The sequence below is a fragment of the Thalassolituus pacificus genome (assembly GCF_025318105.1).
Taxonomy (GTDB): Bacteria; Pseudomonadota; Gammaproteobacteria; order Pseudomonadales; family Oceanobacteraceae; genus Venatoribacter; species Venatoribacter pacificus.
The window spans coordinates 153419-166416 of sequence record NZ_JAOANI010000012.1 but is presented as its reverse complement, the minus strand read 5'-3'; the positions used below and the strand labels follow the sequence as shown (position 1 = coordinate 166416).

General features: G+C 53.2%; 11 protein-coding genes. 6 read left to right on the top strand and 5 right to left on the bottom strand.

Annotated features, from left to right (window positions below):
• Nucleotides 1-175: 175 nt before the first annotated feature.
• The 5 genes from NYR02_RS03770 (at nt 176) to NYR02_RS03745 (ending at nt 6673) form a co-directional block, all read left to right on the top strand.
• The gene (locus NYR02_RS03770) at nt 176-1288 is read left to right on the top strand and encodes a porin family protein (protein WP_260975059.1); all 1113 of its coding nucleotides are present in this window, start codon (nt 176-178) and stop codon (nt 1286-1288) included.
• A gap of 1 nt (nt 1289) precedes the next feature.
• A complete protein-coding gene (locus NYR02_RS03765) occupies nt 1290-1820 on the top strand; it encodes an FMN-binding protein (protein ID WP_260975058.1) in 531 nt (176 codons plus the stop codon).
• On the top strand, nt 1804-2532 hold the full coding sequence (locus NYR02_RS03760) for a PepSY domain-containing protein (RefSeq protein ID WP_260975057.1): 729 nt from the start codon (nt 1804-1806) through the stop codon (nt 2530-2532). Before NYR02_RS03765 ends, NYR02_RS03760 begins: the two co-directional genes overlap by 17 nt.
• Nucleotides 2533-2725: 193 nt before the next feature.
• Nucleotides 2726-5353 (top strand): LuxR C-terminal-related transcriptional regulator, encoded by a 2628-nt coding sequence (locus tag NYR02_RS03755; RefSeq protein WP_270049489.1) that lies wholly within the window; start codon nt 2726-2728, stop codon nt 5351-5353.
• 144 nt (nt 5354-5497) lie between these two features.
• Nucleotides 5498-6673 (top strand): PleD family two-component system response regulator, encoded by a 1176-nt coding sequence (locus tag NYR02_RS03745; RefSeq protein WP_260975056.1) that lies wholly within the window; start codon nt 5498-5500, stop codon nt 6671-6673.
• A gap of 12 nt (nt 6674-6685) precedes the next feature.
• On the opposite strand, the gene NYR02_RS03740 is transcribed toward NYR02_RS03745, so the two are convergent.
• Nucleotides 6686-7543 (bottom strand): class I SAM-dependent methyltransferase, encoded by an 858-nt coding sequence (locus tag NYR02_RS03740; protein ID WP_260975055.1) that lies wholly within the window; start codon nt 7541-7543, stop codon nt 6686-6688.
• 43 nt (nt 7544-7586) lie between these two features.
• A complete protein-coding gene (locus NYR02_RS03735) occupies nt 7587-8576 on the bottom strand; it encodes a LysR family transcriptional regulator (RefSeq protein WP_260975054.1) in 990 nt (329 codons plus the stop codon).
• 194 nt (nt 8577-8770) lie between these two features.
• On the opposite strand from NYR02_RS03735, the gene NYR02_RS03730 reads away from it, so the two are divergent.
• Nucleotides 8771-9397, top strand: a complete 627-nt coding sequence (locus NYR02_RS03730; protein WP_260975053.1) for a GNAT family N-acetyltransferase — start codon at nt 8771-8773, stop codon at nt 9395-9397.
• A 25-nt stretch (nt 9398-9422) separates the two neighbouring features.
• Here the strand turns inward: NYR02_RS03730 and NYR02_RS03725 are convergent, their stop codons facing one another.
• The 3 genes from NYR02_RS03725 to NYR02_RS03715 form a co-directional block, all read right to left on the bottom strand.
• Nucleotides 9423-11501, bottom strand: coding sequence for a TonB-dependent receptor plug domain-containing protein (locus NYR02_RS03725; protein ID WP_260975052.1), 2079 nt, complete (start codon nt 11499-11501; stop codon nt 9423-9425).
• Between the two features lie 140 nt (nt 11502-11641).
• Nucleotides 11642-12475: a hypothetical protein gene (locus NYR02_RS03720; RefSeq protein WP_260975051.1), complete on the bottom strand. Its 834-nt coding sequence runs from the start codon at nt 12473-12475 to the stop codon at nt 11642-11644.
• 3 nt (nt 12476-12478) lie between these two features.
• Entirely contained in the window at nt 12479-12988 is a 510-nt protein-coding gene (locus NYR02_RS03715; RefSeq protein ID WP_260975050.1) for a DUF2878 domain-containing protein, read from the bottom strand.
• Nucleotides 12989-12998 lie beyond the last annotated feature (10 nt).

The window sequence follows — 12998 nt, the reverse complement described above, 5'->3', positions numbered from 1 at the left end:
TACAGGAAATAAAGATATCAATGGTTATTTCCGCAAGAGGTATTCCGTTGTGGATAGGACAATTTTTGTTATATCTATAAATAGCAATAGTTAGCGTTTAAATATTGTAGTGATTCCTGTTTGTGTTATCTTGCTCGCCGATTTTATTGCCATTTATCCCAAAGGATTTAACGCTATGAAAACCCGTGCTTTGCTGCTGGCTGCTGCTATTACCTCTTCCAATCTGGCTCTGGCCGACGATAACGCTCAACTGAAAGCCGAAATTGAAGCGCTGAAATCTCAGCTGAACAGCCTGGCCGACACCGTTGAACAGCAGGGTGCTGCGTCTCAGGGTAATGGCGTTCATATCGGTGGTTACGGTGAAATGCACCTGAATCTGGTGAATGGCACTGACAACGAAATTGATTACCACCGCTTTGTGCTGTTCTTCAGCAAAGAGTTTAACGAGCATACCCGCTTCTTCTCTGAGTTTGAGCTGGAGCACAGCCTGGCTGGCGACGGCAAGCCGGGTGAAGTTGAGCTGGAACAGGCTTACATCGAACATGATCTGAACGCCAATACCCGCGCCAAAGCCGGTCTGTTCCTGATTCCTGTCGGTATCCTCAACGAAACCCATGAGCCGGATACCTTCTACGGCGTTGAGCGTAACAGCGTTGAAAACAAAATCATCCCGACTACTTGGTGGGAAGGCGGTGCTGCTCTGAGCGGCAAAATCGCCGATGGTCTGAGCTACGATGTGGCCATGCACTCTGGCCTGGAAAGCCTGGATGGCAAGCTGCGTGACGGCCGTCAGAAAGTTGCCGAAGCACCGGCTAACAAAGCCGCCTATACCGCACGCGTTAAATACACCGCGGTACCGGGTCTGGAACTGGCTGCAACCCTGCAATATCAGGACGACCTGCTGCAGGGCAATGGTCCAAAAGAAATCGGCGCGCGCCTGATCGAAACCCATGCGATCTATCAGAACAACGGTTTTGAACTGCGTGCACTCTATGCGCAATGGGATCTGGATAAAGATATCAACACCGCCACTTCGGGTGCCTCCAAGCAGACCGGTTTTTATGTTGAGCCGTCTTACCGCATGAACGATGTCGGTGTGTTCTACCGTAACAGCGGCTGGGATACCAAGGCTGGTGACCGCACAGACTCCAGGTTCGAACGTCACGATGTGGGTGTGAACTACTGGCTGGCTGAAACCGTGGTATTCAAAGCCGATTACTACCGCCAGAAAGAAGCCGGTGATCTGGATGAAACCGGTTACAACCTGGGTGTAGGTTACAGCTTCTGATATGCGGTTATTGCGCGTTGTACTGCCTCTGATATTGCTGCTGTCCAGCGCTGTTGCGCTGGGCAAAGGCACCTACCTGACGTTGCCGCAGCTGCTGAACGACTGGTTTCCGGCCGGGCAGGAAGCGCGCACATTATGGTTAAGCACCGAGCAGAAAGATCTGGCCCGTGAGCATATCCGTTACGATCTGCGTCAGGCGCGGGTGAAGTACTGGGCGCACAACGGGAAAAACCTGTGGGTGCTGAGTGAAATCGGCAAAGAAAAACCCATCACCTTTGCGGTACTGACCCATAACGGCGTGCTTGAACGCATCGAGGTGATGGTGTTTCGCGAGATCCGCGGCGATGAAATCCGTCTGCCGGCGTTTACCGCCCAGTTTGCTCAGCTGAAATTGACCGGAAATGGCGAGCTGAGTGGCAATATTGACGGCATTTCCGGTGCCACCTACTCGGTGCGCAGTATGGAGAAAGTTGCTAAACTCGCGCTCCTTCTCGACCGCTGGGCAGCCACACCGGATGAAAACCTCCACTAGACGCCAACTCCGTTTCTGGCTGCATAAATGGCACCGCCGCGCGGGTCTGTTGGCGGCGCTGATTGTTATTCTGGTAACCCTCACCGGCCTGCTGCTGAACCATATTGCCGCCACCGGCCTTGATCGTCTTTATCCGCAGAATTCCCTGATCCTCACGCCTTACCAGCAAGCGCTCAGTCGTCCGCTGGGAGTGGCTCTGGGGGAGCATTGGCTATGGAGCCGTGATGGCCAGTTGCAGCTCGATCAGCAGATATTGACAGACTGCCGCCAGTTGCAGGGCTATGCCCGTGGCCGTGATTCGCAGTTTGTCGATTGCAGCAGCCAGTGGCTGTTACTGGATAGCAATAATCAACTGCTGGAAGTGCTGGAACCTTCGCTGTTCAGTGAAGAACCGGTAACGGCGGTGGTCTGGCAGGGCGATGCTTATCAACTACAGATTGGTCAGGACTGGTTTGCGCTGGATCTGCTCAGCTATCAGCTGACGGCGGCTGCAGCACCTGCTGCAAGCGCGGAACCTCTGCAGGTTTTACCGCCACAACTGGCTTCGGCCCGTAATGAATCCATCAGCTGGCAGCGGGTGTTGCTGGACCTGCATTCCGGTCGCTGGTTCGGAACCTGGGGTGTCTGGCTGGTGGATGTGGCCGCGCTGATTCTGCTGTTTCTGGCATTATCCGGTGCCTGGATCTGGTTCAGCCGCAAACGGGGTTTCTGAATGTGGCTGGCGGTCTTCTCCGCCCGGTAAAACACCCTGCCAGTATTACCCGTAAAGAAAGGTCATGGTCTGACCTGTAATGAGTACCGATGCGCCACTTCGTGTAATATGCAGAATAACTCAACCACCGGAATGTCGTTGCTGTCAGTCTGCGACGGTGGTTTTTGATCCGTTAGCCGAGTCAGACAGTTTCATGGTGTTTACAGCAAAACCCGATGCCTCTCAGTCGCCCTGGCTGGAATCTCTCGATCAGAAAGCCGTAGCCGCCTGGGTGACGCTTAAATGCCGTCGTCCAGATGCACCGGTACATGCACTCGACCGCGCAGCCCTGCTGCTTAATGCGCTGGAGCAGACGCGCGTGGTCTGGGTCAACGCCCCGGCGGGTTACGGGAAAACGGTATTGCTGGCGGATGCTGCACGGCAGGCCGAACGCAACGGCACTTCTGTGATCTGGCTGACCCTCGACAGCCGCGATACCCCCGACGCCTTTTTCCTGCGCCATTTTCTCGAAGCGGCGGAACGCCAGCTGCCTGGCGTGGCTACCGATGCGCTGGCGCATTGGCATGAGACCAAACGTCGCGGGCGGGTGGATGTCGAGCAGGTGCTGCTGCTGTGGCTGCAGGAACTGGCCAGCTTTGAACGGCCATTACTGCTCTGTTTTGACGATGTACACAGCCTGCAGGACAGTGACAGCTGGCAGGTACTGAATCTGATCGTTGAGCAGCTGCCTGCCGGTGTCAGCATGGTCCTGGCATCGCGTTATATTCCTAATCATCTTGGGCGTTTACGCCTGAATACCGCTTTGGGCTGGCTGGGCGTCAGCGAGCTGGCGTTCACTGATGACGAAACCCAACAGCTGCTGTTACTGCACAGCGTCGACATCAGCCCGCAACAGATACAACAACTGATTCAGCGACTGGCCGGCTGGCCGGCCGGGCTGGCCATCTGGCTGGCGTGTTATCGCGCGGCGGGACGCCCGCTGGAGCCAGCGGTGCAATTGGCACAACAGGAATTGAGCGATTATCTGTTGGGCGAAACCCTGCATCGTTTACCCGCAGAAGTGCAGCAGTTTGTGCAGCAAGCGGCGGTGCTTGGCAGCTTTAATGAAGAACTGCTGCAGCACTGCACCGGCTCGGCGGATTATCACCAGCCGTTGCAGCAGGCATTACGTCTGAATCTGTTTATTGAACCGCAACTGCATCGCGCCGGCTGGTTCCGTATGCACCCGGTGATGGCTGATCTGCTGGCGCAACAGCTGCCGCAGCAAGAGTGCCGCCGCCTGCACCGTCTGGCTTATAACTGGCTCAGCCAGCAACAGCAGCCGGTGGCAGCATTGCATCACGCCCGCGCAGCGGGGCTGAGCGAAGAAGTACAGGGTTGGGTGGAACACGAAGCGGAAACCATTCTTGCCAACCTCGATATTGCCGGGCTGCTGTCCTGGTTTGAATTATTGGGCGACGAGCTTTTGTATGCCTCACCGCGGCTGATGGCCATTGCCGCCTGGTCGTGGTTGCTGACCCATCAGCGCGAAAAAGCCGAAGATATGATCGGTCGTTTGTTGCAGCGTCAGTGCCTGTCCGGCTTTGAAGAGGCCGCGTTGCAGGGTTATCTGGCGCGGCTGAAAGGCCAGCTCAGTCAGGCCGAGCCTTTGTGCAAACAGGCTTTGGAACATTTACCACCGACACGTTTTACCCTGCGTATTCTGATGAGTTCGACACTGGCGCAGTTGCGTCTGGCGCAACATGACGCCGATGGCGCGCGTATCTGGAACCGTCTGGCACAGGATCTGGCGCGGCAGAATAATGCCCCGGCGATGGAAGCTCTGGCGCTGTTTGACTATGCCCGCATTGAACTGAATCGCGGCCATATTGCCCACAGCCGCGAAATTGTTGAGCGTGGCCTGGCTCTGCTGAGCGGCTATGGCGAACACGGTGAGCTATTACCTCGCGGTCGCTTGTTGCTCTATCGTGCGGTACTGCGCTGGCTTGGCGGCGGTGACGACGCGATGCTGGAAGAAACTCTGCAACAAGGCATTGCCGCCAGTACTCAGGTACACGATGTCTCGGTGTGTTATGGCTACGCCATTATGGCCATGCGTCTTACCGCTACGGGCGAATACCCGGCGGCGCTGAATGCGCTCGACAGTGCTGAGCGCTTAATGCAGCGCTGGCAGGTGGAAGTGGACAGTTACCAGTGGCTGCTGATGGTGAAAGCCAATGTCTGGATCTCACAGGGGAAACTCAGCCGCGCGCAAAGCTGCATCGATAAATTGCTGCAGGGCCAGAGCTGTGCACAGCTGCCAAGGCCAGAGCTGTTCCCGATGCTGCCGGGTCTGGCAGTGGCGACTCAGGCACGTTTATACCTGCTGGCCGGGAAGCCGGCGGAGTGTCTGAATGAAATTGACAGCTGGCTGCGTCAACGCAATCACAACCTGAGTATGATGTTGCTGCAACTATTGCGCGGCGCGGCGTTGCGTGCGCAAAACCAGCAACTGGAAAGCCAGCAGATTTTCACTCAGTCAGCACGGGTGCTGCAGCGCGAAGGCATTGGGCTGGATTTACTGTCCTGGGTGCCGAATCTCAGCGATTCACTGCCACCACGGGCGGAAAACGAGACGCCGGAACTGGCGGTTAATCTCAGTGAGCGCGAACTTGAAGTGCTGCGTAAAATCGCCAAGGGATTGTCCAATCAGGAAATTGCGGATCAGTTGTTTATCTCCCTGCACACCGTCAAAACCCATGCCCGCAAGATTAATGTCAAACTGGCTGCCAAAAGCCGTACTCAGGCGATTCATCGCGCCAAAGAGCTGCAGCTTATCTGAGCGATTGCCTGTCATAAGGCTTGTGCCGCCTCCGTCAGTGGTATGAAAAGCGGTATTAGCCAGCCATATATCAGTCAATCCGGCTGGCAGGATGGGTCTTCCTCAACTAAACATTGAGGAGGACTGCAATTTGATGGATCGACTATGACAACGCGATATACAGCGGTTGTACTCAGTAAAGAGCCAGACGGAAAACTGGGCGATCAACTGGATGAAAAATACCACCTGCTGCACGCGGCTGATGTCCCTGAGACGCAACAGCTGGCCCGTGAGCACGACCTTAAACTCATTCTGATCGATGGCAGCAGTATCGCGGCGGAAGCGGTGATTGAAGTCTGCCGTGAGCTTAAAGACAACAGTGAATTGCCGGTTGTGGTACTGGGGAATCAGGAAACTCTGCAGCATAAGCTGGATGCTTATGATGCCGGTTGCGACGATTACCTGTCACCGTCAATGATGTTTGAGCTGAAAGCCCGGCTGGACCGCGTTCTGTTCAACAAAATTGCCAACGATCAGCTGAAAATGCAGCTGAAACAAGCCAACGAAATGGCCTTTATTGCCATGTCTGATACGTCCGATCTGGGCGTTAATATTCAGTTTTTACTCGACGTTAACCGCTGTAACAATATTGATGAGCTGGGCATGCGTCTGTTTCAGGCTTTGCAGAGTTACGCAATTAACTGCAGCCTGCAGATGCGCAGCCGCTATGGCGTAAAAAATATGGAAGCCAACGGTATGGCTAAGGATATGGAATCCGTACTGATGAGCGAGTGTAAAGACAAAGGTCGCTACGTCGATTTTGGCCGTCGTTCGATTATGAATTACGGCGGGGTTTCATTACTGGTGAAAAATATGCCGGTGGATGACGAAAAGAAATACGGTGCCATTAAAGACAACGTTTTTTCTTTATTACAGGGCTGCGATGCACGCATTCAGGCGTTGGATAACCTGCAGTCGCTGGCGCTGGAAAGCCGCTTGGTTAAGCGCCTGAGCAGTCAGATGAGCCACATAATGTCGACCGTCGATGCATCGTATCAGCATGTTATGCGCGATATTGCCGACGTGGTTGAGAACATGGCCGACGGCGTTGAACAAAGCCTGCAGTTTCTGGGGATGGACGAGCGCCAGGAAGCGACAATGCAGAAGATTATGGAAACCGGCATTACTGAAACCAGCCGGGTTTTTAATGAAGGTATGCGGGTCGATGAAGGCCTGGGTGAATTGCTGCAAAAAATTAATCAGGTCTTCTCCGGTGAGCATGTTGATCCGCAACAGGTGCAGGCTCTGCTGGATATGATGCCGAAAACCGGCGATGCCTGATAACAGGCAGAATCACAGCGGCTTGCGGAAACGCAGAGTCATGCGGTCGCTTTCACCAATGGTCAGGTATCTGGCTTTGTTGGTTTCTCCCAGACGTAACGACGGCGGTAACGTCCAGACACCATCAGGATAATCTTTGCTGTCGGCGGTGTTGGCATTCACTTCGCTGCGGGCTTCCAGAACAAAACCGGCGTTTTCCGCCAGCTGTTGCACGTAAGATTCGCTGACGTACCCTGATTTAACCATGTCGTCCCGACTGAACCCCGGCGGCGCCCGATGCTCGACCACTCCCAGAATACCTCCCGCCCTGAGTGCGGCAAACATACTGTCAAAAATGGCCTGCTCCTGATGGTTACGCATCCAGTTATGCACATTGCGGAACGTGAGAATGCGGTCGGCCTGTATATCCGCGGTTAATTGGTTTTGGCGTGGGGGTTCGAGAATCAGCACGCGAACCGGCCCGTATGGCTGCTCTGGTTGTGTAAATTCCTGATCGAACGCGGCGCGGCTGTTACGGAAAAATGCGACCGGGGAATCCGCTGCCCAGTGCGCTGCAATATAGCGTCCGTCAGCCTGTAAATAAGGCGCAAGAATGCGGCTGTACCAGCCGCCTCCCGGCCAGATCTCAACCACGGTGTGCTGTGGTTCGAGCTGAAAAAAGGCCAGCGTTTCTACCGGATGGCGATAACGGTCACGCGCGCTGTCTGCTGCCGGGCGGACACTGTTATCGATCACTATTGCAGTATTATCACCGCTTTGGGACGTGGCATTAAGGTTGTTGGCCGGACTGCTGCAACTGCTGATCGAAGCCGTCAATGCTGCACCGAGTGTGAGCAGCAGGGTGGAATAAATTGCATTTATAGCCGCCATAAAACATCCCTGTAAGGCTGTGTCGGATCTGGTTAGGCCGTGCTCAGTGCACGGCTGGTTTCTGCACGTCGTCTGATTTGCCTGTATCTCCGTTTGGACAAGCGCTTTCCAGCAACTCGACTTCCCAGGGTGGATTAGGGCGGATGCTGTCGATGACGAAATCGACGAAGCTGCGGACTTTGGCCGACAGATGGCGGTTGCTCGGGTACAGCGCATGAATCGGGCTGGCTTCAAACGGCCAGTCACACAGCACCGGTACCAGATTACCGGCACGGATCGCCGGAGCGGCAATCAGCATGGGAACTGGTGAAATGCCGGCGCCGGACAGGGTCAGTGCATACAGGCTGGCAAAATCATTAACCTGCAGTCGTGGCTTAACCTGCACGGTGTATTGTTCTTCCTGTGGCCCGCTCATTGGCCACTGCAGCCACTGTGAACCGGTCAGCAGGCGGTGTTCGTGTAATTGCTCAGGATGGCTTGGCATGCTGTGGCGTTCGAGGTATTCCGGGCTGGCGCATAAAATAGCGCGCACATCGCCGAGGTAACGGCCGATCAGTGAAGAATCTTCCAGCTGACCGATACGGAATGCCACGTCGATGCCTTCCTGTACCAGATCGAGACGCTGATCAGACAGCACCAGATCAACCATCACCTGTGGATGCTGTTCCATAAATTCAGCCACCAGGCTCGACAGAACGGTAGAACCAAACAATACCGGAGCGGTGATGCGCAGTGTCCCGGTTGGGGTGCTTTGCATCTGGGTAACGGCGATATTGGCTTCTTCAATTTCGCTGAGAATACGCGCGCAGTGGTTGTAATAAGCGTTGCCGGTATCGGTCAGACGCAGGCTGCGGGTGGTGCGCTGAATCAGGCGTACGCCGAGACGTTCTTCCAGCTGGGTGATCTTACGGCTGACCGTGGACTTGGGCAGTCCAAGGTTTTTAGCGGCACCGGTAAAGCTGCCGGCTTCTACAACATGAACGAAGATAGCCATCTCGTTCAGATCAAATTCTTCACGCTTACCAATCAACATGGGACAGTTCCTCTTGCGAATGGATTCAATATAGGGGCTATTGCCGAATTTTAAAGGTGATTTTGGAACAATAGCTATAAAAAAAACGTGATTGGCTAAAAAAATGGCTGTCTTTAGCATCATCGTCCCAGTCTGGACGTGTATGATTAAAAAATGTACTTTAGTTCCAAAATAATAAAGAGCGAGGCTGCAATATGCAGAACCTGAGTTTTCGCCCCTGTGTGGCTGCTGATGTCAGTGCGGCGGTTCCCCTGATTTACAGCTCCGGTCCCGGAGCTTTCAACTACGTGTTCTGCAGCCGCCATGAACGGGAAGCGCAGGATTTTCTCCGTCATGCCTTTATTAACGGTCGTTCTGAATTTGGTTTTCAGCAGCATCTGGCAGCCTTAGTGGATGGTGATGTTGTGGCGGTAGGAGCATTGCGTACTCAGCCGGAGAGTGCAGGCTTTATGCTGGCGGCGTTGCGTGATATCGGCAGTTTTTATGCGCCGCGGCAAGTTCCCGGGGTGATATTCCGCGGCTTGCGTACCGAGCAGGTTATCCGGCCACCACAGGCAAACCGCGGGCTGATTTATCAGTTGGGGGTTAAGCCGGAGTTGCGAGGTCGTGGGATTGGTGAGCAATTGGTGCAGCAGCTGATGCTGCGGGCTAAAGCATCACGCCAGACGCATGTTGCGCTGGATGTGGCGGATAATAATCCACGGGCGCGGGCCTTGTATCTGCGTTTGGGATTTAAGCCGGGGATGATCCGCCATGGTGGCTTTAGCTCGGCCTTTGGCGGTGTCGGCAGTCATGAATATATGGAAATGCCCATCGTCTGATGGGCATTGCGTATTCGTTCACTGATCAGAGTTTGGCTTTGATACCAAAAGAAATAATGGTGGGCAAATCGGTGACTTCTTCTTTTTCGCTATAATCCGCGCCTTTGTATTCGTAGCCGGTGACGTTATCACGTCCGTAAAGGTTAAGAATTTCTGCATAGAAATCCATTTCCCAGCCGCTGAAGCGATACGTACGGTCCGCCCGGACGTCCAGTTTGTGATAGGCCGGTAAGCGCTCGGAATTGACACTGCCATAAATCGGGTTATACAACGCTGGATCGTCGGCATCCTGAATCGCGTCTTCCAATGGAGTAATCAGCTGGCCGCTCTGGTAGCGCCATTTAAAACCAATTTGCCAATCTTTATTCAGCTGGTAATTCGCCACGCTATTAATAATAACCGGCTGGTCGTAGTTATAGCTGAAGTCATCATCGGTTAAATTATTGGTACGGAAGGTACGGGAATATGCGACCGACACCCAGCCATACCAACGTTCGGTCAGGTTTTTATTCAGGAAGAATTCCATCCCCCAGGCCTTGCCATCGGCATCGTTGGTATAAAGCGGCAGATCATTGTATTCAGCATCAGTCAGACTGGCGTAATTTTCCTGCCCCGGGCGGGAGACGATGATATTTTCCAGATCTTTATAATAAACCTCGACCTTCCACAGCATGTCGTTATCCAGCTGGTTTTCCAGCCCTAACTCATAATGCGTGGCAGTGGGTTGTTTCAGGTCGCGGTTACCAAAGGGCACGACATATTCGCCGAGGTTATCCGGTAAAATATGATGTTGACCATAGGCACTGGTAAACCACCAGTCCGTGCTGAACTGCCAACGGCTTTGCAGGCGTGGCTCAGTGAAATATTGCTCAGTGTAATCGTCATAAGACAGTGCAATACCCGGCGTCAGTGTCCAGTCCGGGGTGATATCCCAGGCATCAGCCAGGTGCGCATCATAATGGTAAATAGTGGGTTTACCGTCACCTTCCAAAACTTCCGTGCCATCGACAATGCGGCAGTCCGGGGTGAATTCATCACAGGGCGGGGCTTCGAAGCGGCCTTTATAGCTGATCTGGCTTTCGGTGAACTCCAGTCCCCAGCGTAACTCATGCTGGTAATTCAGCGGGTAGCTGAACTGGCTGCGCAAATTGTAGTCGTTTACTTTTACATCGATTCTGTTATCTCTGCCGACGTTAAAGCTAAACTTCTGTTCCATTTGCGACAGGCCGATTTTATGGGTCATGCCACTGTTATACAGTTTTTCCCAGACCAGCCCCTGGCTGTTAAAAAAGGCTTCAAAATCCAGGCCGCCGGATAATCCCGGGTCCTGCAATACAAAATCAGAGTCTTCTGCGAACAGTAATCCGGCTTTATCGCGTGAGCCTATGGCCTGGAATGACAGTGTTTCAGTGGCGCTGATGCGGTATTCGTATTTACCCTGATAATCGTAGTATTCGGGAACGGTGGTGAATTCAAAGTCTTCGTCATCGAGGAAGTTTTCGATGTAGTACTGGAATAAACTCTGGCGGGCGGCAACGTAAAAACTTTGGTTTTCACTGATAGGTTGTTCGATAAAGATACCGGCCTTCAGCAGGCTGGCATCAATAATAAACTGGCTGCGATCGTAATAAGGTGAACGCGACGTTGCATCAATCACCGCGCCGGTGGCATTGTTGTATTGAGCCGGAAACGCCGCCGTTTCAAGGGTGAAATCTTCAACAACGTTATCGCTTAAAATACTCGATGAGTCGGTATGAAAAATATAACCAACCGGGATAAAGTCGATAATGTAGGCGTTATCATCGGGTGACGAACCACGTACCGCCGGAGCCGATGTCCGGCCACCGGCAAAGGTTACGCCGGGCAGGCTTTCAATCGCCCGTAACGGGTCATTACCGGAACCCGGAATTTTCAGCAGTTTTTCGGTGGAGATTTCCGTCAGTTTTTCTTCCTGGCCGCTGATCTGAACGGTATCCAGTTTAACACTATCGTTTTCTTCAGCCGCCGCGACAGGTGCCAGCAGTAATGCCGGAATCATCAGCGGCAGCAGGTGCGGGCGGCTGGCTTTAGCAGAATGGCGACGTAGTTTGAGCAGTGATTTCATCGTACGGATTCCCTGTTGCCTGATCACAGACGTATTCACAATATTGCTTATGTTAACAGCTGAATATGAATGCAAAGTGAACCATTGTCACACATTGCTGTCGCCTGCCTGGCTACCGCAGCATTAGCTGTTATCAGATGTTATTGGTCATTGGCTGCGCTGCCGGAATGGGTATCGTCGGAGCTGGTATCGCCGGAGCTGGCATTGACCGGCATCGCCGCAGGATACTGATAGCGGATATCGGCTTTGTAACTGTTACCCTGCTCATCAAGAATATTGCTCAGTCCCCGGTAACGCAGCAGTCGCTGGGTTGGACGCTCGTAAGTCAGCTCAATCGGGTCCAGCAACCAGGATAACAGACGTGATTGAAGACGCATGCTGAGTACTAACTGCTGTTCATTGGCGGATGTCTTTTGCAGCCGGAAAGTGACCAGCTCCTGGCGGGCGGCGGAAGCAAAACTGAAGTTGACCTGATCACCGGCCAGTAACGCTTGCCAGTGGCGTCGAACAAATTCATCGAATCCGGCATCAATAATCAGGTTGTCGGGCAGGTTTTTTATGCGGCTTTTTTGCCACTCCTGCCCACCACTTTCCTGCAGGCTTAATGTCAGGCTGCCATCGTCGTTATAGAGTGCCTGCTCGCGGTAGTTATTACGCAGATCGCGCAAACGGAAATCCGGAGCGGCAGCATTGTTAAAATAACGATTCTCTTTTTGTGCAATCTTTTTACCTTCTGCATCGAAGTAATTCACTTCACGCTGATAAGGCAAGCCATTGCGTAACTGCAGTTGATGCTCTTCGCGGTAGATCAGGGTTGTGGGATCATCCAGAGCGTAGGCTTCACCATGGTAAAAGATGGTATCTGTATTGTCGGAATTATCGGTATTGTCGGCATGTGTATTACCGGCTAGTGGTAAGAATACTGCCAGCCCATACAGGATTGCCGCGCAATGCTTAAACAACGGAGTAAACATGATTTATTTCTCCCGCCAATAGAGACTTAATGCTGCTAATAATAACGCCCAGGCTACGGCGATCAGTACCAGCACCGGCGCCGTAAGCTCAATCACATCAAACAGCGAACCAGCATAATAACTCCAGGGAGCGGCAATCCCACCGAGCAGGGCGGCCAATAACGGTTTTTGCAGTAACCACTCCATGGAGTGGCGCAACGTCGCGGCAAAGGCACTCCATAACAGCATCAGCCATAACGGAATAAGGGCTCCGTCATGGTCAGGAAAAGCCATTAAATTCAGGTTCAGCAATAAACTGTCAAACAAGCTCCCGCCAAGGGTTATTAAAGCAATCAACCATAACTCTCTGGGCTTACGTTGCGTCCAGTGCCAACATAAAAACAACGGTACGCAGACGGCTGCCCATTGCGTACCGCCAATCACACAGGCCGCCCAGCAAAGCTGGAAACCAATGATATTCAGCAGCAATGCAATTTTTTTAGCGGAGGCATACGTATTCAGCAAGACATTCATATCACGGTGC